At 63.1% G+C, this 24081-nt stretch carries 19 protein-coding genes; 11 read left to right on the forward strand and 8 right to left on the reverse strand.

Features of this window, described 5'->3' with window-relative positions:
• The first annotated feature begins 146 nt into the window (after positions 1 to 146).
• Positions 147 to 1760: an ABC transporter substrate-binding protein gene (locus tag O6760_RS21210; RefSeq protein WP_269581676.1), complete on the forward strand. Its 1614-nt coding sequence runs from the start codon at positions 147 to 149 to the stop codon at positions 1758 to 1760.
• A gap of 56 nt (positions 1761 to 1816) precedes the next feature.
• Here the strand turns inward: O6760_RS21210 and O6760_RS21215 are convergent, their stop codons facing one another.
• A complete protein-coding gene (locus O6760_RS21215; protein WP_269581677.1) occupies positions 1817 to 2245 on the reverse strand; it encodes an HIT family protein in 429 nt (142 codons plus the stop codon).
• A gap of 136 nt (positions 2246 to 2381) precedes the next feature.
• Entirely contained in the window at positions 2382 to 2717 is a 336-nt protein-coding gene (locus tag O6760_RS21220) for an ArsR/SmtB family transcription factor (RefSeq protein WP_269581678.1), read from the reverse strand.
• A gap of 39 nt (positions 2718 to 2756) precedes the next feature.
• On the opposite strand from O6760_RS21220, the gene O6760_RS21225 reads away from it, so the two are divergent.
• On the forward strand, positions 2757 to 4124 hold the full coding sequence (locus O6760_RS21225; RefSeq protein ID WP_269581679.1) for a pyridoxal phosphate-dependent decarboxylase family protein: 1368 nt from the start codon (positions 2757 to 2759) through the stop codon (positions 4122 to 4124).
• A 65-nt stretch (positions 4125 to 4189) separates the two neighbouring features.
• Here O6760_RS21225 and O6760_RS21230 read toward each other — a convergent pair whose 3' ends face one another.
• From O6760_RS21230 to O6760_RS21240, 3 genes are all read right to left on the reverse strand, one after another.
• Complete coding sequence (locus O6760_RS21230; protein WP_269581680.1) at positions 4190 to 7594, reverse strand: acyl-[ACP]--phospholipid O-acyltransferase; 3405 nt, start codon at positions 7592 to 7594, stop codon at positions 4190 to 4192.
• Between the two features lie 97 nt (positions 7595 to 7691).
• On the reverse strand, positions 7692 to 7973 hold the full coding sequence (locus tag O6760_RS21235) for a YiaA/YiaB family inner membrane protein (RefSeq protein ID WP_269581681.1): 282 nt from the start codon (positions 7971 to 7973) through the stop codon (positions 7692 to 7694).
• Between the two features lie 14 nt (positions 7974 to 7987).
• Entirely contained in the window at positions 7988 to 8686 is a 699-nt protein-coding gene (locus O6760_RS21240) for a PspA/IM30 family protein (protein WP_269581682.1), read from the reverse strand.
• 106 nt (positions 8687 to 8792) lie between these two features.
• Between O6760_RS21240 and O6760_RS21245 the strand changes: the two genes are divergently transcribed.
• Both O6760_RS21245 and O6760_RS21250 read left to right on the forward strand, forming a co-directional pair.
• Positions 8793 to 9380, forward strand: coding sequence for a TetR/AcrR family transcriptional regulator (locus O6760_RS21245; RefSeq protein ID WP_269581683.1), 588 nt, complete (start codon positions 8793 to 8795; stop codon positions 9378 to 9380).
• Positions 9381 to 9635: 255 nt separating this feature from the next.
• A complete protein-coding gene (locus O6760_RS21250) occupies positions 9636 to 10436 on the forward strand; it encodes a hypothetical protein (RefSeq protein ID WP_269581684.1) in 801 nt (266 codons plus the stop codon).
• A 31-nt stretch (positions 10437 to 10467) separates the two neighbouring features.
• On the opposite strand, the gene O6760_RS21255 is transcribed toward O6760_RS21250, so the two are convergent.
• From O6760_RS21255 to O6760_RS21265, 3 genes are all read right to left on the reverse strand, one after another.
• Positions 10468 to 11196, reverse strand: coding sequence for a M13-type metalloendopeptidase (locus O6760_RS21255; RefSeq protein ID WP_269581685.1), 729 nt, complete (start codon positions 11194 to 11196; stop codon positions 10468 to 10470).
• A gap of 69 nt (positions 11197 to 11265) precedes the next feature.
• Positions 11266 to 12543 (reverse strand): M13 family metallopeptidase, encoded by a 1278-nt coding sequence (locus O6760_RS21260; RefSeq protein WP_269581686.1) that lies wholly within the window; start codon positions 12541 to 12543, stop codon positions 11266 to 11268.
• Between the two features lie 284 nt (positions 12544 to 12827).
• Positions 12828 to 14321: a protein adenylyltransferase SelO gene (locus tag O6760_RS21265; protein WP_269581687.1), complete on the reverse strand. Its 1494-nt coding sequence runs from the start codon at positions 14319 to 14321 to the stop codon at positions 12828 to 12830.
• A 492-nt stretch (positions 14322 to 14813) separates the two neighbouring features.
• On the opposite strand from O6760_RS21265, the gene O6760_RS21270 reads away from it, so the two are divergent.
• From O6760_RS21270 to O6760_RS21300, 7 genes are read left to right on the forward strand one after another with little or no spacing between them, the layout of a single operon-like run.
• Positions 14814 to 16088: a hypothetical protein gene (locus O6760_RS21270; RefSeq protein ID WP_269581688.1), complete on the forward strand. Its 1275-nt coding sequence runs from the start codon at positions 14814 to 14816 to the stop codon at positions 16086 to 16088.
• Positions 16085 to 17017 (forward strand): UbiA family prenyltransferase, encoded by a 933-nt coding sequence (locus O6760_RS21275; protein WP_269581689.1) that lies wholly within the window; start codon positions 16085 to 16087, stop codon positions 17015 to 17017. Before O6760_RS21270 ends, O6760_RS21275 begins: the two co-directional genes overlap by 4 nt.
• Positions 17014 to 19467 carry a PEP/pyruvate-binding domain-containing protein gene (locus tag O6760_RS21280; protein WP_269581690.1) on the forward strand — a complete coding sequence of 818 codons (2454 nt, stop codon included), beginning with the start codon at positions 17014 to 17016 and terminating at the stop codon, positions 19465 to 19467. Before O6760_RS21275 ends, O6760_RS21280 begins: the two co-directional genes overlap by 4 nt.
• Positions 19464 to 20555, forward strand: a complete 1092-nt coding sequence (locus O6760_RS21285; protein WP_269581691.1) for a DUF3419 family protein — start codon at positions 19464 to 19466, stop codon at positions 20553 to 20555. Before O6760_RS21280 ends, O6760_RS21285 begins: the two co-directional genes overlap by 4 nt.
• Positions 20552 to 21853, forward strand: coding sequence for a hypothetical protein (locus O6760_RS21290; protein ID WP_269581692.1), 1302 nt, complete (start codon positions 20552 to 20554; stop codon positions 21851 to 21853). Before O6760_RS21285 ends, O6760_RS21290 begins: the two co-directional genes overlap by 4 nt.
• Complete coding sequence (locus O6760_RS21295) at positions 21850 to 22647, forward strand: hypothetical protein (protein ID WP_269581693.1); 798 nt, start codon at positions 21850 to 21852, stop codon at positions 22645 to 22647. Before O6760_RS21290 ends, O6760_RS21295 begins: the two co-directional genes overlap by 4 nt.
• Positions 22644 to 24068 carry an AMP-binding protein gene (locus O6760_RS21300; protein ID WP_269581694.1) on the forward strand — a complete coding sequence of 475 codons (1425 nt, stop codon included), beginning with the start codon at positions 22644 to 22646 and terminating at the stop codon, positions 24066 to 24068. The genes O6760_RS21295 and O6760_RS21300 overlap by 4 nt, the downstream gene beginning before the upstream one ends.
• Positions 24069 to 24081: the final 13 nt, after the last annotated feature.

Here is a 24081-nt window from a genome sequence, read left to right on the forward strand (position 1 = left end):
TTTGCGCCCATTTCGGCGAAAAGACGTTTTTAGAGCAGAAAACTTCGAATGGAGCACCCTTGAAAGTTCTGACAATCCCACAAAATCGGACTTGAACACCAATACGACGCTAGAGGGCAGACATCGACAGGAGAGGTAATTCAACCATGACCGGAAAATCCAGGAACAAGGACATGCTGGACCGCCTGGCACGGGCGGCACAGTCAGGTGGCATTTCACGCCGGGATTTCCTGAACTATTCCATGGCGGCCGGGGTCACGGCATCGGCCGCGACGGGCCTTTGGACAACGAGCGCCAAGGCACAGCCCAAGCAGGGCGGCACGTTCAAGGTGGGGATCCACGACGGCAACACCTCAGACACCCACGATCCGGGAACCTATCTGACGATCGCCATGATCGTGCTGGCGCACACGCACCGAAGCTACCTCACCTTGATCGAACCGGACGGGTCGCTCGGACCCGACATTGCCACCGAATGGTCGGCCAACGCGGATGCCACGGAATGGACCTTCAAGCTGAACGAGAATGTCAGCTTCCACTCCGGCAGGAAGATGACCGCGGATGATGTCATCGCATCCATGAACCACCATCGCGGCGACAAGACCACGTCGGCCGCCAAGGCTCTGCTGACGGATGTCTCCGATATCGTCAAGGACGGGGACCACACGGTGGTCTTCAAGCTGTCTTCCGGCAACGCGGACCTTCCCTGGCTGATGACCGATTACCACCTGGCGATCTGTCCGGCGAATGACGACGGCACGATTGACTGGCAGTCCGGCGACGGCACCGGCCCCTACAAGATTGACGACGGCGAGTTCGGGGTCCGCTTCGCCCTGACACGTCATGACGGCTGGCATCTGGACGGGGCTCATTTCGACGGGGTCGAGCTGATCATCCTCGCCGACCCGAACGCGCGCCAGACAGCGCTTGTGACGGGGGATGTCGACGCGGTGTCGCTGATCGACCTGAAGACCATGGGACTGCTGCAGCGCAATCCGAGCCTGGTCATCGACAACGTGCCGTCCGCTTCGACGATCACGATGCCGATGTTCTGCGACACGGCGCCGTTCGACAACAAGGACGTGCGCAACGCGCTGAAGCTGGCCATGAACCGCGACGAGATCATCCAGAAGATCGCGTTCGGGGCGGCGACCAAGGCGAACGACTTCCACCATTCGCCGGCCATGCCGTACTGGCCCGATGACATTCCCCAGCACGACTATGATCCGGACCAGGCCAGGTCCCTGCTGAAGAAGGCGGGCGCGGAAGGCCTGTCCATCAACATTTCCTCGGCAGAGTCGATCTATTCCGGCGCGGTCGACCTGTGCGTGCTCTATGCGGAGCACGCCAAGGCGGCGGGCATCAACCTCAACGTGGTGCGGGAGCCCAATGACGGCTACTACTCGGATGTCTGGCTGAAAAAACCGTTCTGCGTGGTTGCCTGGGGTGCGCGCCCGACGCCGGACGTGATGTATTCGCTCGCCTACAAGGACGATGCCGCCTGGAACGAGAGCCGCTGGAAAAATCCGCGCTTCAACGAATTGCTGCTGATGGCCAAGGCGGAACTGGACGACGCCAAACGGGCAGAGATGTACCGTGAAATGGCGCTCCTGGCCCATGATGACGGCGGCACGATCATCCCGTTCTTCCGAAACTTCGTCTATGCCCGCCGCAGCAACGTTCAGCATGGCGAACAGCTGGCAGCGAGCTGGGAGCTTGACGGCGCCCGTGCCTGCAGCCGCTGGTGGTTCGACGGCTGATCATCCAGGCGGGAAAACCAGGCCGCGCCCGCCTTGCCGCGGGCGCGGCTTTTTTGTCAGGTGAGAACCGCGCGGATCTTTTCCGCCTGGCCGGCGAGCAGGTCGTTGTCGGCCATCGCGCCGGTATGCGGCTTCAGCGACACGCCTTCAAAGCGTGGAATGACATGTACATGGGTGTGAAACACCACCTGGCCACCGGCCGGTTCGGAGAACTGCTGGATCGTGGTGCCGTCCGCGCCGAAGGCCTTGACCACTGCACCTGCCATCTTCTGCACGGTTGCCATCACCGCATTGAGATCGTCGGTCGCAATGTCGAAAATGTTGCGCGAGGGCGCCTTCGGGATCACCAGGATGTGGCCGTCGCCGCGGGGCATGATGTCCATGATCACCAGGGTCTTGTCGTCTTCGAAAACCTTGTGGCTCGGCAGTTCGCCGCGCAGGATCTTGGCAAAGACGTTTTGGTCGTCATAGGCGGGCGTGGACATGGTCTGAACTTCCTGTGAGATGAAAACAAGGGGCCGCAACGGTCGCTGGCGCGAGACTAATCCGTGAAGTCGTGCCACCGCAAGCCATCCCTTCAGGCAAGCGGTTCGGGTGCCGAAATGCCGGTGGCAACAAGGATCAGGTGCCGGTTTCGGAGGCAGACGTCAGGGACAGCCCGAGCTCGGAGAGCTTCTGCCGGTCGGGCTTGTAGAACATCCAGTTGCCGATCCTCTTGCCGCTCACCAGGCCAGCTTCCGACAGTTTCTTCATGTGCGAACTGACGGTCGGCTGGCTCAGGCCGACCTTGTCCGTGATGAAGCCGACGCAGACGCCGTCATCGACGAGGTCGCCGTCCCGCTGAGGTGGAAAATGGGGCCGGGGATCGAGCAGCCACAAAAGGATCTGCAGCCGGACGGGGCTCGACAGGGCAGACATGGCCGTGGCGCTTGACTTCACATCTATATTGATATTCATCTATATAGATACTCTTCAATATGGATTGGCGAACAGACCATGCAAACTAGCCTTCTTGATCTTCAGGCGGAAGCCTTTTCCAGCGGGGCGGATCGCGGCGCACGCTATCTCAGAACGCTCAAGGAACGCCAGGTCAATCCGGATGTCCACCGTCTTGGTGCCCTGGCTCCGGATCTTCCGGACAACGGCCTCGACGTGGAAGCCATCCTGGATCTTATGGAGACGGTTGGCGGGGAGGGCACGGTCGCGTCCGCCGCAGGCCGCTATTTCGGTTATGTGATCGGCGGCGCGTTGCCGGCGGCCTCGGCCGCCCGCGCCTTGCTGTCCGCCTGGGACCAGACTGCCGATGATCTTACCGGACCGTCCGTGATCCGGATGGAGGAGGCTGCGATTTCCTGGATCAGGGATCTTCTGGCCCTGCCTGCGGAAACGGACGGGGCATTTACCACCGGGGCGACCATGGCCAACATGACGTTGCTGGTGACGGCCCGCGACGCGTTGCTGGCCCGGCTCGGACATCAACGGGGGGACGGTCTCTTCGGGGCTCCGAAACTGCGCATCGTCGCCAGCGCGGAAATTCATGCAACCGTGCTGAAATCCGTGCGCATGGCGGGACTTGGCACGAAGGACATAGAATGGGTACCAACCGATGAGGAAGGGCGGATGCGCGCCGACAGCCTGCCCGAGCTTGACGAACGCACGCTGGTTCTTGCCCAGGCCGGCAATGTCTGCACGGGGGCCTTCGATCCCTTTGACGAACTGGGTGAGCGGTGCCGTCAGGCCGGCGCCTGGCTGCATGTCGACGGCGCGTTCGGCCTGTGGGCCCGCACCAGCCCGTCCCTGAACGTGGCATTGTCCGGACTGGAGAAGGCAGACAGCTGGGTCGTCGACAGCCACAAGACCCTCAACACCCCCTATGATTCCGGGCTGGCGATGTGCCGTCACCCGGAAGAGATGCAGGCGTCGATGGCGATCGGGGCCGCCTATCTGCCGGAAACCGCGGCCAACCCGGCCATGCGGGCGCCGGAATTCAGCCGGTCTGCCCGCGGGGCCGAAACCTGGGCCGCGCTGCTGTCGCTGGGACGCACGGGCGTGGCGGAGATGGTTGACCGGTTCCACGGGCATGCCGTGCGGATTGCGCGAGACCTGCGCGGTCTCGGCTTCGAGGTTCCGCATCAGGTGCATTTCAACCAGGTATTCGCGACCCTCCCGGACGATGAGGAGGCCTGTGCCCGGATCGCGGAACATGTCCAGTCTTCCGGGGAGGCCTGGTTCGGCCAGGCCTCCTGGAAGGGCAGGAAAGGCTTTCGCATCAGCGTGTCGAACTGGTCGACCCGTCAGGACGATGTCGACAGGCTCGTTGCGGCGGTGGAAAGAGCGAAGGACGAGGTGGCCGTTCCCGCTTGACGGAGAAACGTGCCCCCGCAAGTGTCCCCCGTCCCGGACATGGCATGTCCGGGACGGGGACTTGATCAGGCGGCGCTCTTCACGCCAGCGCCCTGTTCGACCAGCCGGTTGATGCCGGCAAAGTCGAGTTTGCCGGATCCAAGAACCGGTACGCCTTCGACGACACGGACTTCGGCGGGGATCATCAGGTCCTGGGCACCGCGTTCCTTGGCCCCTGCCACAAAGGCGGCACGGTCGGCCTCGGGGTTCTCTGTGATCAGCACGAGCTTTTCGCCCTTGCGGTCGTCCTTGATCGCGGCCACGGCAGACAGGTGTTCCGGCCAGATCTGCCCGGCCAGTGCCTCGACGGCCGCGAGGGACACCATCTCGCCTCCGATCTTGGCGAACCGCTTGGCCCGGCCCTTGATGACGAGATAGCCCTCGGCATCGATCTCGACGATGTCGCCCGTGTCGTGCCAGCCATCGACGAGCGGTGCGACGACGCCAGGATTGTCCTCGGTCAGATAGCCGACCATCACGTTGGGACCGGAGACGAACAGGCGGCCGCCGCCTTCGACGCCGGGCACCGGCTCCAGTCGGGCCTCCATTCCGGGCATCAGTTGTCCAACGGTTCCCGGCTTGTTGAACATCGGTGTGTTCAGGGCAATCACGGGGGCCGTTTCGGTGACGCCGTAGCCTTCCAGGACGCGCAGACCGAACTTTTCCATGTAGGTTTCCCGGGTTGACGGCTTGACCGGTTCGGCACCGGCAAAACAGTAGCGCAGGGACCGGAAGTCATAGGCATGCGCCGTGCGCGCATAGCCGTTCAGGAACGTGTCCGTGCCGAACAGGATGGTGGCGTTGGAGGCGTAGATCAACTCCGGCACGATCCTGTAATGCAGCGGCGAGGGATAGAGATAGACCGGAACGCCGGAGGTCAGCGGCAGGATGGTCCCGGCCGTCAGGCCGAAGGAATGGAACATCGGCAGGACGTTGAACACCTTGTCCGAAGGCGTGAAATCTATCCGGGCTGCGGCCTGTGCGGCATTGGCCAGAATGTTCCTGTGGGTCAGCACCACCCCCTTGGGCTTGCCCTCGGATCCGGAGGTGAACAGGATCACCGCAGTGTCCTCGGCCTCTTGGGGGACCAGCGGGCGGGTACGGGTCGCCAGGCCGCGCAATTTGTCCAACAGGCCGATTTCGGTGCGCACCTCGTCCAGCCAGACGATGCGGACATGATCTTTCAACCCGTCGACCAGTTGCTCCAGCCTGGCCTGCTTGATGAAGGCCCGTGACGAGAATACCGTTTTGACCTTGGCTGCCCGGCAAGCCGACAGGATGTTCTCCTGGCCGGCGGTGAAATTGAGCATTGCGGGCACCTTGCCGGCAGACATGGTGGCCAGAAAGGCGACGGCCGCACCATTGGCATTCGGCAACAGGAGGCCGATCGTCTCCTCGCCCTTCGTCCGCCTGCGGATCGTGCGGGCAAGAACAGCCACACCGGTCAGCAGCTTGCCGTAGCTGAGCGTGCCGGCCACCGGGTCTTCCAGGGCTGTTGTCGAATTGCCGCGGTCACGGGCGGTCGCGATGACCTGTTCCAGAATGGTCCGGTTGCTTTCCAGGCTGGTTCTGAACATCAAGTCCGACATGGTCTTGTAGAGTTTGGCACCGGCGGCGGCACGCCGTTTGCGGCCTTTCAGATCGTCGGGCAGGCTGAGTTTTCTCGGTTCCATGATGGTCACCTTCACTTTCGGAAACAAGTTTTTTCGGATCTGACCGGACTTCAGGTAGGAAAACGGCGTGCGTTCCAGTCCGTCGATGCGGACAGGCACGATCATCGCGCCGGTCTTGTCGGCGACCATGGCGGCACCGTCATAGATCTTCATCAGGCTGCCTGTGACCGTCAGGCGGCCTTCGGGGAAAATCACCATGGGTTCGCCGGAACTGACCACCCTGATCAGCGTGCGCGTGGCCATCGGCTTGGCCGGGTTGATCGGCAGGGCGTTGGCGATGCGCAGGAAGGGTTTCACCCACCAGCGCTGGGCAATGCCGTGGTCCACCGCGAAGGTGGGTGCCTTGTCGGTCAGCGTCAGGGCAAGGCCGGCATCAAGGAGACTGACATGGTTCAGGGCCAGGATCGGTGCTTCACCGGCCTTCTCCAGGTTTTCAAGCCCCCGGACCTCCATGCGGAACACCGCGCGGTAGATGATGGAGACCAGATCCCTGAGCGGGCTGGTCGGCAGGAACTTCAGCATTGCCGTGCAGGCAAGGGCATTCAACACGGCCAGGGCCGCCAGGATGGCCGGTGTGGAAACGCCGACCTTCTGTGCCCCGGCAAGGGCGAGGCCGCCAAGGGTCATCAAGGCTGCTCCAAGCGCATTGGTCGCGGCCAGGCGCCGGGCACGAACCTTCGGGTCGGCCCAGGTCTGCAGGGCGGTAAAGGTCGGCACCGCCAGCAGGCCGCCGGAAATCGCGAGACCGGCCATGTCGATGCTCAGGCGCAGGACGCCCTCCCGGGCGAGAAATTCGGTCAGCGATCCTGTCGGCGTGAAGGTTTCAAGGCCGGCCACGAGAAAAGCCGCGTCAAGACAGAACAAGGCCATCAGGGCGGTTGCCACCGGGGCCGGCAGCAACACGACCCGTCCGGCGGACAGCCAGGCAGCCAGGGCCGAACCGATCCCGATCGAGACGGCGAAGACGGTCAGGAACCAGGTCACCGCGGTTTCGTCACCGCCCAGGTGGGTCTTGACCAGAACCGGCAGGATCGACAGCACCATGGCGCCGACCAGCCAGAACCAGGCATTCATCAGGGCGACGCGAAACAGGCGCCGGTCCGCGGCAAGATCCGCCAGGACACGCCACGTTGAGGTGGCTATATTCCAGTCGATCTTGAGATCGGGTGCCGCGGCGGCGGCTGCCGGGATCTGCCGGCTGCAGGCGTAGCAGGCCAGCGCCAGGGCGATCATGAGCGGTGCGAAGACAAGGGCCGGGGCCTCGGCCGCGAACAGCAGGCCGGCGGAAATGGTACCGCACAAAATCGCCAGAAACGTTCCGGCCTCCACCCAGGCATTGGCGCGCGGCAGGTCCGACGGCGCAAGATGATCGGGCAACAGGCCGTATTTGGCCGGGCTGAACAGGGCGGACATGGCACCGAACACGAACAGGGCAAGAAACAGAAGAGGCAGCGACCCGAGGCTCATGCCGGCAACCGCAATGACCGCGCCGCCCACCTCCACGCCTTTCGTGATCCGGGCCAGCCGCGCCTTGTCGTGACGGTCCGCCAACTCGCCGCCGAGCGCGGACAGGAACAGGAAAGGTGCGATGAACACGGCTCCCGCAAGCGCGATCAGGGCGCCGGTCTGCGCGGACGCGACCTCAAACAGCATCAGGAACACCAGCGCGTTTTTCAGGAAGTTGTCGTTGAATGCCGACAGGAACTGGGTCCAGAAAAGCGGGGCAAAGCGCCTGGACGTCATCAGGGTTGTGGACATGCGTTCCTCCTTCGGAGACGCCAGAGGGCGTTCCGTCCGTGTCTTCCGATCCGGATCCCGGCAGGGGGCCGGGACCCGTCAATGTCTCGGGGTCAGATCAGACGTTGTCCGACTTGCTGACATCCATCAGCAGCTTTTCGGTCTTGGCGTCTTCCAGGCGGTTGTAGAACTTGTCCGCCTCGTCGCGGTCCCTGAGTGTCTTCGTCAGGGTTACGGCGGTGTGCACCAGCATGATCGCCGACATGGCGTAGAAGCCCTTGGCGGAAAAGCTGGCTTCCAGGTTGTAGATGCCGAGCGCCATCATGATGGCGGCGACGCCGAAGCTGGCGGCGGTGAAGAACATCCAGTTGTTGGAATGCTTGATCGTCGGTTCCTGCATGGGATGGTCCTTTCTCAACGGTTTGCTTCAAGCAGGCAGGGAAGGTCCGATTTCAACCGCGCCAGGACGTCATCGGCACGGGTCTTCACGGGGGCGCCGCAGCCGGCGTCTCCCAGTTTCTCGATCAGGACCTCGGGACGGTCCGCGACGGCCAGCGCCGCATATTCGCGTTCCGCAAGCCGGTCACGCTCCTGTTGGTGGCGGATGTCCTCCAGACAGGTTTCGGCGGCGGCCAGCGCCGACTGGCCCTGGCCCGTATCGAAGGACTGGGCCTTGAGGACGTGGGCACGCACATCGACACTGCGTTCGCCGCGCTTCAGGGCCCGAAGGCGCGACTGCGCCCGGTGCAATGTCTCCGTGAGCGCCGCAAGGTCCTCGTCGAAAGCGGTTGTCGCGGTCTCCAGCGCGGCCTTCTCGTCTTCGAGCAAGGCGATGGCTTCCGCGGCTTCCCGTGCGAGTGCCTCGCTTCCCTTCAGCAACGCGTTTCTGGCGCGGTTTTCCAGGTCCTCGATGGAGGCCCTGATCTGTTGCAGACGCTTGCGGTCCTGCTGCTGTTCGGCCCGGGCACGCGCCAGGGCAATCCGGGCGGCACGGACGGAAGCGGCGGCTTCACGCAGGTTGACGGCAAGCGCCGCCCGGGATGGCCGGGTGTCACCAGCCGGGAAGCTGCCCTGGAGCAACGTCCTCAATTGGGTCATGAATGGTTCAAACATGGTCTCTCCCTAAAAGTGAACACCGTTCACTATTTGACAAAGCCATAACAATCAGGTTAGGTCAAGAAAAAAATGAACAGAGTTCACTTTTAGAAGGTGTGCCGGAATGGCGGGACTGCAGAAAGCAAAGAGCGAAGAAACGCGCCGGCGGGTGCTGGAGGCAGCCACTGCCGCGGTTGAGGCAGGGGGCATGGACGCGGTCAATATCCGCAACATTGCCGCGGACGCCGGTTACTCGGTCGGATCGGTCTACAAGCATTTCGCCGATCTGGACGCGCTGCTGATCGCCGTCAATTCCGTCACGCTGGCACGTATCAAGGAAGTGATGGGCGAGGCGGTGGAGGAGATCGATGATCCGCTGGCGCAGCTCAAGGTTCTGGCGCAGGCCTATCTGGAGTTTGCCCGCGCCAACAGGAACCTCTGGATCACCCTTTTCAGCCACCAGGTGCCGGACGGCAAGCCGGTGCCGGAATGGCATATCCAGGAGAATATCGCCCTGCTCGGTTTCATTGCCACGCCCCTGCGCCTTCTGAACCCGGATCTCGGCGAGGAGGCCCTGGCGGCCCGTTCGCGCACGTGCTTTGCCGCTGTGCACGGCCTTGTCACCATCAGCCTGGAGGCCCGGTTTGTCGGGCTGGGTGAAGGCACGCTGGAAAGCGAAATGGACTTCCTGGTCGAGCGGCTGGCCGGGTAGGGGGACCCGTGTTGGCGGTCCGTGCAATATCACATCCGTCGCCCAACACCGGAACGGATCGGCGCGACACACGACCGGATTGTCGGCAGACCGCTGGTGACAGCCAATTGTCGTAAAAGCAAGGCGAGATGCACGTTATGTGTGCGTGTTCCCGCAATATACTCCTGGATTGCATTGCCTGTTCGAGCCTGTCTATTCTGTTTTCCTGTTATTGCCGGTTTAGGGGTCTTGACCCTGGCTTTTGGGGGAAATCGCATGGGAAAGCTTGGATTGATTGCCATTCACGGTATGGGAAAAACTGAGAGAACATTTGCAGATCAATTTTTCGAAGATGTACGCGATCGCTTGTCGAACAGTCAGCGCTCCAGGATGGAAACTACTACGGTCTATTATCAGGATATTCTGCAGCCGCACGAGGAAGCCTATTTTTCAAAATCGAAGCGAAAGCTCGACTGGCTGGAATTGCGACAGTTCGTGCTTTACGGATTCTGTGATGCTGCGAGCTTGGAATCCCGGAAGGAAGGGACAGAAAGTCCCTATTATCTGGCTCAGAAGGAGATCCTCAACGCGTTTCGTCGGCTCTTTCAGCTGAATGGGGCCGATGCGCCAATCGTTGTCGTGGCGCAGTCTCTCGGCGGGCAAGTCCTGTCCAATTATCTCTGGGACGCCCTCAAGGACGGCACTCCGAAAAACGGTATCTGGTCTGTGCCACCGACTCTGTCGACGGAAGAGGAGAAGGTCTGCCGGGGAAGGACGGTCGAGCGTTTGTTCACCACCGGCTGCAACATTCCCGTTTTTGTCGCCGGTCACCCGTCCGACCGCATCAGGCCCATTCCCAGGCCAAACGAAAATTTTCGCTGGGAGAACTACTATGACAAAGACGACGTTCTTGGTTGGCCATTGCAAACACTGAGTGAAGACTACAAGCGTCTCGTCAAAGACAGACAGATTAATGCCGGATTCTTTTCCGGCATCACGCCGTTCAGCCATACGAGGTACTGGAAAGATCGCGATTTTCTGAAACCGCTGGTCAGGCATATCAAGCAGCTTATCTGATCAATGTGATCAAAGGTGAACTTCGGAAGACCTACCATGCGTTCACGCGCTTTTCCGGCGGCAGCCACATCGGATCACCTTCCTCGATGCCGAATGTATCGTAGAAGGCATCGACGTGCTGAAGCGCCGAGACGGCACGGTAGGAGCTCGGCGGATGGCCATCGCCGGCGACCAGCATGCGCAACAGTTGCTCCGAAGTCTTGGCCGTCCAGAACTGTGCCCAGCCGACAAAGCAGCGCTCGGCCGGTGACATTCCGTCGATCTCGACATTTTCTTCCGGGTGTTCGGCCAGATAGTCCTCCAGTGCTTCATAGGCCAGGGTGATGCCGCCGACATCGGCCATGTTTTCGCGGACATTCAACTCGCCGTTGGCCTGCAGCCCGGGCAGGACCTCGAAGGCATTCGCCTGGTCGATCAGCTTCTGCGCCTCCGCGTCGAAGGCCTGCGCGTCTTCCGCCGTCCACCAGTCGCGGAAGTTGCCCTCCGCGTCGTAGCGGCGGCCTCCGCTGTCAAATCCATGGGTCATTTCGTGACCGATGACCGCGCCGATCCGGCAGAAGCGCAAGGGGGCGTCCATGTCGTGGCTGTAGGCCGGCGGCTGGGTGATGGCCGCGTTGACCTCGAAGCCGTTGATGGAAGGCGTGTAGGCGGCATTGATGACGATCGGCAGTGTCGACTGGGTGTTGAATTCCTCGTGTTCGACCGGCCTGGTGATCTTGTCGAGCATGCGGTTCAATGAAAAGGTGCCAAGATTGCGCATGTTCGCAACGGGATCGGCTCCGATCTCGAGACTGGAATAATCGACCCAATGGTCGGGATAGCCGACCTTTTAATAGAAGCTGTCGATCTTTTTCAGGGCCTCGGCGCGGGTATCTTCCGACAACCAGTCCCGAGTCTCGACCCGCTCGCGAAACTTGGCATGAATGCGTTCGACCATGTCCAGAACTTCGGCCCTGGTTTCGTCGGAATAGTAGGTTTCGACAAAGAGTTTGCTGGCGGGCTGGCCGAGATTTTCTTTCAGGAGATCATACATGTGCTCCTGGCGGGGGCGATCCTGCCTGGCGCCGGTCAGGACAAGATTGAAGTCCTTGACCGGTTCCTCGAAGGCCGGGGTCAGGAACTGCTTGTATTTGTTGATGACACGGAAGGCGGCGTAGTCCTTCAGGTCGTCAAGCGGAGTTTCCTTCAGGAGTTTCGAGAGCACCGGCAGCGCGCGTGGTTCAAACAGATAGACCGTTTCAGGAATGTCAAAGCCGACAATCCTGAAATAGGCATCCAGGTCGAACTCCGGGACCTGGGCTTGCACTTCGTCGAAGCCCAGCTTGCCGTAACGGTTTCGAGGGTCATTGCCTTCTTCCGGCGTCAGCATGCCCTCGTAAAGTGCGCTTTCGATCCGGAGGGTGATATCCGCAATCCGGTCGGATTCCTCTTCGCTGTAACCTTCAATTTTCATGATTTCCGTCACGTAGGTGCGGTACGCCGGTATGCGCGGGTCGCCCTCCTTGTTGCGTAACAGTTCAAGATGATGGTCTTCGACGGCAAAGGAGGGACCGGCGGAGAAGATCGCGAAGTGCTTGCTGTCTTGCGGATCCGCGCTCGGTGCGAAAATCGCAAACAGGGCCGGACCCGAAGTACTTGCCTGTTCGGCCATGAACCGCGTCAGATCCTCAAGCGAGTGAATCTCGTCGATCCGATCCAGTTCAGCGCGGACCGGCTCGATCCCGGCGGCCTCCATCGCCTCGACATTCATGTAGGCCTTGTAGAAGTCGCCAACGAGTTGCGTGTTGCTTCCCTTCGGCGCGTCCGCGGATGTTTCGCCGGCTGTTTCGGCAACGATCGCAAGCTGCTTGATCAGCCGTTCGCCAATAATCGTAAAGATGTCCCAGCGCGCCTTGTCTTCCGGTCGCTCGACCCGGTCAAGCCACTTGCCTGACGCGTAGCGATAGAAATCCTCTCCCGGATCAACGGAGGTGTCCATGTTGCTTGCCGAAAACTGCAGATCATCTGGAGTAAGTGGCGGCAAACCGGTGTCCTGTGCCTGCGAGGCGTGAGCCAGTACGGCAGTTGAGAGCACCACGGATGCAAGAAGAGAGGGGATGGGGTTCATGTTTTTGCTCCTCCAGGCAGATCAAGTGCCTGTTTCAACGAGTGCCTCAGGCGGACTCCCAATGAAACGGACATCTGCGGTCGGTATGGATGACAGCGCAGCAAACAAAAGCGCCACGACAACGCCCTGGAAAACTCTTGAACTAAATCGCATGAGTGAAGTGCTCCACCCTGGGTACGTATCTTCCCTTAGGTGAGGTTAGCACACCGCTGCTGAATGACAATGTGCTGGCGGTTCAGCGTCTGATTGTTCTTTGCGGTGAAAATGACTGGTTTGGGACCGTGTCAGGTTCCGCAGAACGTCCGGTAGGGACCGAAACTGTCCGGTGCGGGGTCTGCATAAGCCTCTTGACCGGGCTGCTCCCTGAACGGGGACGCGAGCACCTGAAGCAGCGCCCTGACCGGTGCAAAGTCGCCATTCTCGGCGGCTTCCAGAGCCTCTTCCACCTTGTGGTTGCGCGGTATGTAGAGTGGGTTTGCACCATCCATGGCGGTCTTGACCTGCTCGGCAGGAAGTCCTTCCTGCGCACGTCTCCGGTTCCAGCGAGCCAGCCAGGGATCGATCGCTGTCGGGTCGACAAACAGGTCCCGCAACGGCTCTGGCGACCCGGTTGCTGCATCGGATAGCCGGCGGAAACACAGCGTGTAATCGGCGCCCTGCTGGTGCATCACCGACAGAAGATCCTCGAACAGCGCCTGGTCGTCGCCGGTTTCGGTCTGCAGTCCGAGCTTGGCGCGCATGCCATCGAGCCAATGGGTCTTGTAGAGGTCTGGAAAGCGGCCGAGTTCAGCGCTGGCCAACTCCACGGCCTTGTCGAGATCTTCGGGTTCGATCAGGGCCAGAAGAGCCTCGGCGAGACGGGCGAGGTTCCATTGCATGATCGCGGGCTGCCGGCCAAAGGCATAGCGGCCGCCATGGTCGATGGAACTGAACACCGCCGCCGGGTCATAGGCATCGATGAACGCGCAGGGGCCATAGTCGATGGTTTCGCCGGAAATGGCGGTGTTGTCCGTGTTCATGACCCCGTGAACGAAGCCAACGAGGACCCATCGGGCGACCAGTGCCGCCTGGCGCTCGATCACGCGCCGGAAGAGGTGGAGGTACCGATCCTCGGCGCCGGCAAGGTCCGGATCGTGACGTGTGATCGCGTAATCCGCGAGCTGGCGCACCTTGTCGGTCTCGCCGCGGGCGGCAAAATACTGGAATGTGCCGACCCTGAGATGGCTGGCCGCGACGCGGGTCAGCACCGCGCCGGGTTTCGGGCCATCACGGTAGATGGTCTCTCCGGTGCTGACGGCGGCAAGCGCGCGTGTCGTGGGAACTCCGAGTGCATGCATGGCCTCGCCGAGGACATATTCCCGCAGGACAGGTCCGATCACGGCCTTGCCGTCGCCGCCGCGTGAGAACGGCGTGGGGCCCGAGCCTTTCAGCTGGATGTCCCGCCGTTTGCCGTGCCGGTCGACCACCTCGCCGAGGAGAAGGGCCCGGCCGTCGCCAAGTTGAGGCGAGAAACCGCCGAACTGGTGTCCGGCATAGACCTGGGCCAGCGGAGAAGCGCCGTTCGGCAAACGGACACCCGCAAAGATTTCTGCACCTTTCGGCGTTTCGAGTGCGTCCGCCTCGAGGCCGAGCTCCTCAGCCAGCGCTCTGTTGAACAGCACCAGTTCGGGCGCGGGAACCTTCGCGCCTTCCCAGGTCACGTAAAATCCGGGCAGGTCCCGGGCGTAGGAATTGTCGAACTCAAAAATGGAAGATGTGGCGGTCATGGCGTCTGGCATAACAGGTTTCTGCATAAGCATGTAGGGGGACCGGGCACTCCGGTCCAGTGGCTGGCTCCTTCTCAACATAACCGGGGCGCCTGCAATGCGTGTCCGCATCCTGTTGGGTGGTGGCGACGACGACAAAGGACATTGGTGTCTCCTCCGACGATGTCATCCGGCCGAGACTGTCGCGCGCCTCCAAGGCGCCGGGTCCGGGACCATTCTCGCCGGCACCCAGGCTGTCCGGGTCCTGGACAGTCAGCCGCAACACGGCCGCCTCCCTTGTGTTCCAGGTCCGGCCAAGGTCCCGGCACCGGAATTGCGCCATGGCATATCCGCAGGGCAGAAAGGTTTCGACATTCGGGGTTTGCCGTGGCTCACTCCCATTCAACGGATTCGCAGTTCCGCTTTGGGGATTTTTTACAAGGCGACACTATTTTTCGTGCCATTGTTCCAATCGGTCGACGGTTCGATCGCAGTCCAGTCCATTCGTAATTCAAGCACCAGCTCATGCCGATCCCACCCAAAACGCTCCATTTTCTCAAGAAGCTCAAGTCGACCGCATCACCGGTGGAGATCGCCGCCCGGCTGAAACCGCGCGATGGTGCGCCGACACCGTTGATGACGCTGCCGAAACCGTCCGCCGCAGCCATCGAAAGGATCTGGGCACGGATGATCAAGGCCGGTGTAAAGCAATCCGCGCGGGCGGTGCTCGCCGATGAACGCACGCTCGCGGAGGCGGAAGCCTATGCCGGGAACATCGAGAACATGGTCGGCACGGTGAAGGTGCCGGTCGGCGTGGTCGGGCCGCTGCGGATCAACGGTGTTTTCGCCCATGATGATTATTTCGTGCCGCTGGCGACCACGGAAGCCGCATTGGTGGCATCCTACGCCCGCGGCGCCAGGGCTGTCGGCAAATCCGGCGGTGTCAGCGTGGCAACGCTCGGGGAAGGGGTGCTCAGAACACCGGCGTTCCGGTTTGTCACGATTGCCGAGGCAGGCCTTTTTGTCGAATGGGCGGTGTCGTCGGTCCAAGGCCTGATCGCGGCAGCGGAAGCAACCACGCGCCACGGCAAACTGCTTTCCATCGATCCCGTTATCGACGGCGAGATCGTTTTCCTGATGTGCCGCTATGAAACCGGCGATGCCTCCGGCCAGAACATGGTGACCTTCGCGACGGAGGCGTTGTGCGCGCACGCCCTGGAACAGTCGCCCGTGCAGCCCCGGTCCTGGTTCCTGGAAGCGAATTTCTCCGGCGACAAGAAGGCAAGCTTTCTTGGAACCATGCTCGGCCGCGGGCGCCGGGTGACCGCGCAGGTCGACATGCCGCGCGAGGTGGTCGAAAGCGTGCTCGGCGCCTCGATCGACCAGGTCCTGGAATATGGCCGCATCGCCAATCTCGGCGCGCTGATGACCGGGCAGGTGGGCGCCCAGGCCCACTTCGCCAATGGCCTCGCCGCGCTTTATCTGGCGACCGGCCAGGACGTCGCCTGCGTGGCCGAGTCGGCTGTCGGGTTTACCCGGATGGAACAAAGTGAAACCGGCCTTCTGGTGACGGTGACCTTGCCGAACCTGATCCTGGGTACCGTGGGGGGCGGCACGGGCTTGCCGTCGCAGGCGGCCGGGCTCGACATTCTTGGCCTGAAAGGCGGTGGAAACGCTACGGCGCTGGCCGAAGTCGCCGCTGCGCTGTGCCTGTGCGGTGAACTTTCCCTGACGGCGGCCGTTGCCGGCGGGCAGTTCGGCAGTGCGCACAAGCGTCTTGCCCGGGGCGGCAAGTCGTGAGCGTGCGCCCGGAGCAGGACATGTCCCTGCCGGCGCGGCTGTGGAGATATCAGGCCGAGCGGTTTCCGCTGGTGCAGACCGTTCCTCTTCTCGGCGCCTTTTCCGCCGCTTCGGTGACGGCCTCGGCCCGGCTCGCCGACCGGCCGCTGCCCGGTGTCACTGCATATCTGGTGGCTTTCCTGATCGTGATGGTCTTTTTCTGGCAGATGCGCGCACTGGACGAGGTCAAGGACGCGGACACGGACCGCCGCTACAGGCCCGAGCGGCCGATCCCGCGCGGGCTGGTGTCCCTGAAGCTGATCCTGTCGCTGGCGGGCATTGCGGCGGTTCCCGCTGCCCTTGCCGCCTTTGTCCTGTCGCCGTTCGTGTTGGTTCTCGTCATCATCGCCTGGGTCTGGCTCGCCCTGATGAGCGTCGAGTTCTTTGCATCGGAGTTTCTGCACCGTTCACCGGCGCTCTACCTGGTCTCGCACATGGCGATCATGCCGCTGATCGACCTCGTACTGACCGGATGCGAGTGGGTGCCGGCCGGGTCTGTTCCGAGCGGGATCTGGACCTTCCTCCTGATGAGTTTCGCCAATGGCTGCGTCATCGAGTTCGGGCGCAAGATCTGGGCGCCCGAAAACGAGCGCGAGGGCGTGGAGACCTATTCCTCCGCCTGGGGAATTCACCGCTCATTGATCGCGCTCGCGGTGATGACGGCTATCGCCTTCCTCGCGCTCGTCATCTGCGGCGTCTACCTGCAGCGTCCTCTGGTCACGGCGCTGTGCGGCCTGGCGGTCCTGTTGCCATTTGCCTGGACCCTTTTTGATTTCGCGCGCAATCCCGATCTAAAACGCCAGAAACGTCTTGAAACCCTGTCGGGGGTCTGGGTGCTGGCCTGTTATCTTGCGGCTGCGTTCGCGCCGTCGCTGGGAGGGGCATCGTGACCGGGCCGATCAGGTTGGATGAGGCCGTTGCCGCGTCGGCGCAAATTGTCGGCGGCAAGGCCTTCGTGCTGGCGGAACTTGCTGCAAGCGGCTTCAAGGTGCCACCGTTTGTCGTGATCCCGCCCGAGACCTTTCGGGACGGCCGTCTCGATCCGGACAGCCGCGCTGCACTTGCCGAAGCCGTCGCTGCGCTGTCGGGATCGGCATTTGCCGTGCGCTCGTCCGGGCGCGCCGAGGACGGGGCCGCCGATTCCCATGCCGGACAGTTCCTGACACTGCTCAAGGTCGCAGCGGACGGCGTTCCGGAGGCCGCCGAAAGGGTTTTTGCCTCCGGGCTGGCGGACAGCGTGACCGCCTACCGGAGTGCGCGCGGCCTGAGCGAAACGGACATGCCTTCGGTCATCGTCCAGGTTATGATCGCGGCCCGGGCGGCCGGGGTTGCCTTTGCCGGCGATCCGGTCAGCGGGCGGCGCGACCAGGTCCTCGTTTCGGCGACGGCGGGTCTCGGGGAGGCCCTGGTTTCTGGTGAGGTCAGCGGCGAGACCTGGCGGTTCTCAAGACCAGAATTCGAAACCCTCGAAATGCCGGCTGGCGACTGTGCGCTCGGCGAGGAAGATGCCCGAAGGGTCGCGAAACTGTGCATGGACGTCACCGCCGCCAGAGGTGCGCCGCAGGACATCGAATGGGCCTTTGACGAGAAAGCGGTGGAGCCGCATCTTCTCCAGGCCCGTCCGATCACGACACAGCTTCTGCCGGAAGGAGCGACGGAGACCCGGCTGCTGGTGTTCGACAACTCCAACATCGTCGAAAGCTATCCGGGGCTGGTGTCACCGCTGACCTTCAGTTTTGCGGTGACGGCCTATGCGCGGGTCTATCGCACGTTCCTCGACATGATCGGCATTCCGGAGCCGGTGGTGCGGGCGCACGGGCCGGAACTTGCCAACATGCTCGCGCGTATCGACGGGCGCATGTACTACAACCTCGGCAACTGGTACCGGCTGCTGTCGCTGCTGCCGTTCTTCTCCAGCAACCGGCAGCACATGGAAACCATGATGGGGGTGTCCGAACCGCTGCCCGATGAGGTGATGGAGGGGATCGCGCCCTCCAGGGGGTTCACTTCGGCGGCCCGGATGGTTGCCGGGCTCGCCCTGGCGGCCCTGCGCCTCAAAAAGACCCGGGCCGGATTCATGAAACGCATCGGCGAGACCGTGCCGCCGCGTGATACGTGGAGCGGTTTGAACCGGCGCCCGCTTTCGGAACTTGCCGGAGAATTCCGCCGCGTCGAGCTGGCGCTTCTGGATGACTGGGACGCGCCGATCGTCAATGATTTCATGTGCATGATGGCCTTTGGCGGCTCGCGTGCACTGCTTGAGAAATGGGCGGGCGATGCCGGTCTGGCACTGCATAACGACGTCATGATCGGGCAGGGCGATATCGTGTCGGCGGAACCAGCACGTCTGATCCGGCAGATGGGCGAGGTCGTGCGGGCGACACCGGGCGCCGCGGAAACGCTGGCCGAAGGCGACCGGGACGGGATTTTCGCTCTGCCGGAGCTCGGGCCGTTGCTCAGGGACTATCTGGACCGCTTCGGGGATCGTCGCATCGGCGAGTTGAAACTGGAGGAGCCGACCCTTGACGAAGAACCGGGCGCGCTGTTCCGGGCCGTGCTGGCCTCGGCGTCCCACACGGCGGAAAAACACGAGCGCACCGCCCCGGACGCCGAACTGAAACGGCTATTCCGAAGCCGGCCGCTTCGGCGCTTTCTCGCCGGGCGCGTGCTTTCCTATGCCAAGGCCCGCGTGCGTGACCGGGAGAACCTGCGCTTCGAGCGCACGCGCATCTTCGGTTACGCCAGGCGGGTGTTTCGCGCCATGGGATCTTCGCTTGCCGCGACCGGCCATCTGGAGACCGCGGACGATGTCTTTTTCCTCACGCTGGAGGAGCTGCTTGCCATTGCAGAAGGTGCGGCCCCCGGTGACAACATCGCCGGCCTGGTAGCGCTGCGCCGTGGCGAGCAGGACGCGGCAAGGCGTCTGCCGGACCCGCCGGAGCGGATCCTGGTGCGCGGATCGGTCATCGACCGTGCACGGCGCCTGGCAACCACGCAGGAGGCCGATCCGGGCGAAACCGAAACCGAACGCCGCGGCACTGCCTGTGGCGGCGGCGTTGTGACAGGCATTGCCCGTGTCATCCACGATCCTGCGGAACAGCAGGTCCAGGCGGGCGAGATCCTCGTTGCCCGCCACACCGATCCGGGCTGGATTTCCCATTTTGCCAATGCCGCTGCGGTGATCGGCGAGCGCGGCAGCGTGCTCTCCCACTCTGCCATCGTCTCGCGGGAACTCGGCATCCCCTGCGTGGTCGCGGTTCGAGACGCGTGCAACTGGATCGAGACGGGTGACAGGGTCGAGGTCGACGGTTCCAACGGCTGGGTGAAGAAACTTCCATGACACAATCCATTGACCAGCGCGCCAGTTTCGACGCCATTCGCTACGCCCGGGCCTGGGAGGATGCCGACGTGCTTCTGGGCGCCATGCATCCGCGGCCCGGCCAGCGTTTCCTGTCGATCTGCGCGGCCGGGGACAATGTGCTGTCCCTGTTGCTGCTCGACCCGAAGAAGATTGTCGCGGCGGACCTGTCGCCGGCGCAGATCGCCTGCCTGAAGCTGCGCATCGCAGCCTTTCGTGCGCTCACCCATCCGGAGTTCCTCGAGCTGATCGGCGTCCTGCCGTCGACGCGGCGAGGGGAACTGCTTTCCCGCGTGACCGCCGACTGCGATCCGCAAACCCGTTCGTTCTGGCAGGGGCTTGCGCCTGATGTCGACCGGTTCGGTGCCGGAAATGTCGGCAAGTTCGAGAACTATTTCCGCCTTTTCCGCCGCTATATCCTGCCGCTGATCCATTCTCGAAAAACCATCGAAAGCGTTTTTGTCGCGCGCGAGGAAGCCGCGCGCGGTCGTTTTTTCGAGGACCGCTGGAACAATGGCCGCTGGAAGCTGGCGACCAGCCTGTTCTTTTCGCGAACGGTGATGGGTTGGCTCGGCAGGGATCCCGCCTTCTTCGATCATGTCGAGGGCAGCGCCGGAGCCCATGTCCGGCGCAAGGTCCGCTTCGCCGCGGTCGACCAGGACCCGAGCCGGAACCCCTATATGCGCCATATCCTGACGGGCACGAATGACGGGGTGCTGCCGACGGCGTGGCGACCCGAGAATTACGATACGATTGCCGCCCGCGTTGACCGGATCACTCTGGTGCAGGGACCGGTTGACCAGGTCGAGACGGGCGCGTTCGACGGCTTCAATCTCTCCGACATCTTCGAGTACATGTCCCTGGAAGAGACCGCGCAGGTCTATGGCCGGTTGCTGCAGCGGGCCGCGCCGGGTGCTCGCTTCGTTTACTGGAACATGATGGCGCCGCGTTCCGCGCCGGCGGCGTTCGGTGACCGGGTCCACCGATTGCCGGAGTTGGAGGCGCGAATGAAGCTGGTCGACAAGGCGTTCTTCTATGCCGACCTCGTCATCGAGGAAGTGGCCCCGTGACCGCGCAGGTTCTGATTGCCGTTGCCTCGGTGATTGCGTTGTTCGCCCTGGCGGCGATCATTCGCAAGATTGCCGAGCGGTTTGTGATCGGTGCCGAAAGCCAGCGCAAGGTGGTTCATGTCGGCGTCGGCGTGCACGCGATGGTACTGCCGCTTTTGCTGACCCGGGAGGGTTTCCTGGTCTTTGCAGGTCTGGCGGCTGCGGCGCTTCTGGTGCTGCGCATTCCCGGGATCGCATCCGAGGGCATCGGCGCGTCACTGCATTCGGTGGAACGCCGCTCCTGGGGCGACTTCCTGTTCCTTGTGGCCGTCACCGTGCTGTTCGTGCTCTCGCCCGGCCATCCCGCGCTCTACATCTTGCCGATCGCGGTCCTGACCCTGTCCGATGCCGCCGCCGCTCTCGTTGGTACGGAATACGGCCGGCTGCGCTTCGGCGACGGCGACAGGGTCAAGAGCGTCGAGGGCAGCGTCGCCTTCTTCGTCGTGACCTGGATCACCGCCGTGGTGATCATGCAACTGGCAACGGAGATCCCGCGACCCAACGTGATCCTGCTGGCGACGCTGGTGTCGGTGTTTGCGACCTATGTCGAGGCCGACAGCTGGCGTGGTCTCGACAATCTCTTTGTCCCGGTCGGCATTTTCGTGCTGCTGAGCACCTGGGCGCAGTCCGCACCCGTTGTTCTGACGGCGCTGACCGTCGGCTGGCTTGTATTGCTGCTGCTGGCCAGGCTTTCGGCGTCGCATCTCGGCATGACGCCCCATGCCGCGCGGTCCGCTGCCGTCGCGCTGTTCCTGTCCGCCATCGTGGCTTCGCCGATCAATTCGGTGATGCCCGTGCTGGCCTTTGCTGCCGCACTTTTGGCTCGCTCCACGGAAGGTGACACGGAATCGATCCTGGATTTCGTCGCAACACTGATCATGACGGGCGTTGCCTGGTTGGTCATCGGCAATGTCTTCGGTGTCAACGCCATTGCCTTCTACGCGGCGAGTTTCGTGGGTATCGGCGCCGGCTACGCGACCTTTGCCTTACGCGAGAGCCGGTTCAGGTCTCCCGGGAGCGCCGCCGCGCTGGCCGTCTTTCTGCTGGCCTACTGGTTGCTGCTGCCCGGCATGATCGGCTTCATGAACTGGGTTCCGCAACTGCCGCTGTTTGCCGTTGTGGCGACGGTGAGCACCATGGTGGTGCTCGTCGAAATGCTGTGCCCCCGGACCTGGCAGGCGCGGCCGCCAGGCTTGCGGCTTGCCATTTCCGCTCTCGTGATGCTCGTTCCCGTCTATCTCTATGAGGTCCTTTCATGACGTTGCCGAAGATTCACCGTGACGTGCCCTCCTGGAACGGGCGGCGCACCGCATCCATCGGCTGCGGGACGTTCGCAGACGCGGAGGTCGGCGCCATCTTCCTGAGAGAGGCTTGCGACAAGCTGCGTGGTGAAGGTTTCGAGGCCGTTGTCGGGCCGATGGACGGTTCGACCTGGGGCGCCTACCGCCTGCCGGTCTGGTCAGACGGTAGCCCGGAATTTTTCATGGAGCCTTCCGCCGGTCCGCATGATCTCGCTGCCTACGAGGCGGCCGGGTTCGAGGTTGCCGAACTGCATGTCTCGTCGACGGCCGCGCCCGGATCCCGCGGTTATGCGGGCCTGGTGCCCGGCCTCGGCGTCGACAGCTGGGACGGCACCGAGCCGGAAAAGCTGCTCGCCAGCGCGCACGCGCTGGTCATGGCGGGTTTTGCGAAAACCCCGTTCTTCACACCGGTGCCGGAAGAGATGTTCATCGCGCGCTACGCACCGCTGCTTGCCCATGCCGATCCGCGCCTGATCCTGCGGGCAACCGACGAGGCCGGTGCGGTCAAGGGGCTGACGCTCGCCTTTCCCGATCCGATGCGCAAGGGCGCGGTGGTGCTGAAGACCTATGTCGGCGCGGTGCCGGGCGCCGGCCGGGTGATGGCTGACCGCGTGCACGAACTCGCGGGCGAACTCGGCTATCGTGAAGTGATCCACGCCCTGATGCGCGAGGGCATCGCCTCGGAGGCCCAGAGCCGCAAGTTCGGCGGCACGGTCTTCCGCCGCTATGCCCTGATGGGACGGGTCCTTTGAACCTCATCGAGGACTTCCTTGCCGAGGCGGTCCGCCGGCCGGAGCGCACCGCGATCATCGACAAGGCCGGCACGGCGATTTCCTATGGCGATCTTGAGACCCGTTCGGCCCGGCTCGCCGCCGGATTTGCCGCGAAGGGGATCGGAGAAGGCGACCGGGTGCTGATCGGGTTGTTTCCCGGTCTGGACCTTTATGCCGGGCTTGCGGCCCTGTGGCGGCTGGGAGCGGTGGCGGTTTTTCCCGAACCGGCCATGGGCCTTGCCGGGTTCCGGCATGCGGCTGGGGCAACCCGGCCGAAAGCGCTGCTCGCGGCAACGCTGGTCGGTCTGATCGCGCGTATTCTGCCGGAGACGCGGCGCATTCCCGTGCGCCTGTCGCCTTCGGGGGACTGGCCGGAGGGGCGAAGTGACTGCGCCCCACGCGGGGAAAACGATCCGGCACTGATCTCCTTCACCAGCGGCAGTACCGGTGAACCGAAAGCCATCGAGCGCTCGCATGGCCTGATGCGGGCCCAGCACGCGGCGCTAGCGCCGTTGATTGCCTCGGATCGCGACGAGATCGACATCGTCGCCTTTCCCGCCTTTGTGCTCACCTGCATCGGCCACGGCACCACCGCCGTGATGCCAAACTGGAACCTGCGACGGCACGACCGCATGCCGCCTGAGGCCCTTGTGAAGCTCGTCAAGGCAACCGGCGCGACCCGGCTGCTGGTGCCGCCGGTGGTTGTCTCGAGGCTCATCGGCACAGACCTGCCGGAGACCGTACGCAGGGTGATGACGGGTGGCGGTCCGCTTTATCCGGACGTTGCGCGGCGCTTCCTGGACGCCCATCCTGGCATCGGGCTGACCAATGTCTACGGTTCCACGGAAGCCGAGCCGATTGCCCATGCACATCTGGAGTGTTTGAGCGACACGGACTGGGAGGTAGCTGCCTCCGGCGGCGGGCTGCCGGTCGGAAGGCCGGTTGCGGAGGCGTCTGTGAAATTCGTCGACGATGAAATCCTGGTCTCCGGCCCGCATGTCAATCGCGGCTATCTCGATCCGGCGCGCAATGCGGAAACCAAGCTGATCGAGGGCGATACCGTCTGGCACCGTACCGGCGACGCCGGCCGTCTCGACGATCAGGGGCGTCTCTGGCTGCTCGGCCGCCACGGCGCGGCGACGGACGGCCTGTTCGCTTTTGCTGTCGAGACCGCCGCCCGCCTGTGGCCGGGCGTCACCGCCGCCGCCTTCGCGGTGGATGGCAAGGGCAGACCGGTCCTGTTTCTTTCGGGCGATACTGCCAACCTGCCGGACTGGCGTGAAAGAGCCGAGGCGCTCGGTGCGCTGGACGTGCTTTGCGTTGATGCCATCCCGATGGACCGTCGGCACCGCTCGAAGCCCGATACACGGCAGTTGCTGAAGCGGTTCGGCCGGGGGTAGGGGGCTCGCTGCG

This window comes from Roseibium sp. Sym1 (genome assembly GCF_027359675.1).
In the GTDB taxonomy this organism is placed as follows: domain Bacteria; phylum Pseudomonadota; class Alphaproteobacteria; order Rhizobiales; family Stappiaceae; genus Roseibium.

What these genes read in the sequence shown, in the direction of transcription:
- O6760_RS21210 (WP_269581676.1), top strand. Translation starts at nt 147, where the DNA reads ATGACCGGAAAATCCAGGAACAAGGACATGCTGGACCGCCTGGCACGG.
- O6760_RS21215 (WP_269581677.1), bottom strand. Translation starts at nt 2,245, where the DNA reads ATGTCCACGCCCGCCTATGACGACCAAAACGTCTTTGCCAAGATCCTG.
- O6760_RS21220 (WP_269581678.1), bottom strand. Translation starts at nt 2,717, where the DNA reads ATGAATATCAATATAGATGTGAAGTCAAGCGCCACGGCCATGTCTGCC.
- O6760_RS21225 (WP_269581679.1), top strand. Translation starts at nt 2,757, where the DNA reads ATGCAAACTAGCCTTCTTGATCTTCAGGCGGAAGCCTTTTCCAGCGGG.
- O6760_RS21230 (WP_269581680.1), bottom strand. Translation starts at nt 7,594, where the DNA reads ATGTCCACAACCCTGATGACGTCCAGGCGCTTTGCCCCGCTTTTCTGG.
- O6760_RS21235 (WP_269581681.1), bottom strand. Translation starts at nt 7,973, where the DNA reads ATGCAGGAACCGACGATCAAGCATTCCAACAACTGGATGTTCTTCACC.
- O6760_RS21240 (WP_269581682.1), bottom strand. Translation starts at nt 8,686, where the DNA reads ATGTTTGAACCATTCATGACCCAATTGAGGACGTTGCTCCAGGGCAGC.
- O6760_RS21245 (WP_269581683.1), top strand. Translation starts at nt 8,793, where the DNA reads ATGGCGGGACTGCAGAAAGCAAAGAGCGAAGAAACGCGCCGGCGGGTG.
- O6760_RS21250 (WP_269581684.1), top strand. Translation starts at nt 9,636, where the DNA reads ATGGGAAAGCTTGGATTGATTGCCATTCACGGTATGGGAAAAACTGAG.
- O6760_RS21255 (WP_269581685.1), bottom strand. Translation starts at nt 11,196, where the DNA reads ATGCGCAATCTTGGCACCTTTTCATTGAACCGCATGCTCGACAAGATC.
- O6760_RS21260 (WP_269581686.1), bottom strand. Translation starts at nt 12,543, where the DNA reads ATGAACCCCATCCCCTCTCTTCTTGCATCCGTGGTGCTCTCAACTGCC.
- O6760_RS21265 (WP_269581687.1), bottom strand. Translation starts at nt 14,321, where the DNA reads ATGCCAGACGCCATGACCGCCACATCTTCCATTTTTGAGTTCGACAAT.
- O6760_RS21270 (WP_269581688.1), top strand. Translation starts at nt 14,814, where the DNA reads ATGCCGATCCCACCCAAAACGCTCCATTTTCTCAAGAAGCTCAAGTCG.
- O6760_RS21285 (WP_269581691.1), top strand. Translation starts at nt 19,464, where the DNA reads ATGACACAATCCATTGACCAGCGCGCCAGTTTCGACGCCATTCGCTAC.
- O6760_RS21295 (WP_269581693.1), top strand. Translation starts at nt 21,850, where the DNA reads ATGACGTTGCCGAAGATTCACCGTGACGTGCCCTCCTGGAACGGGCGG.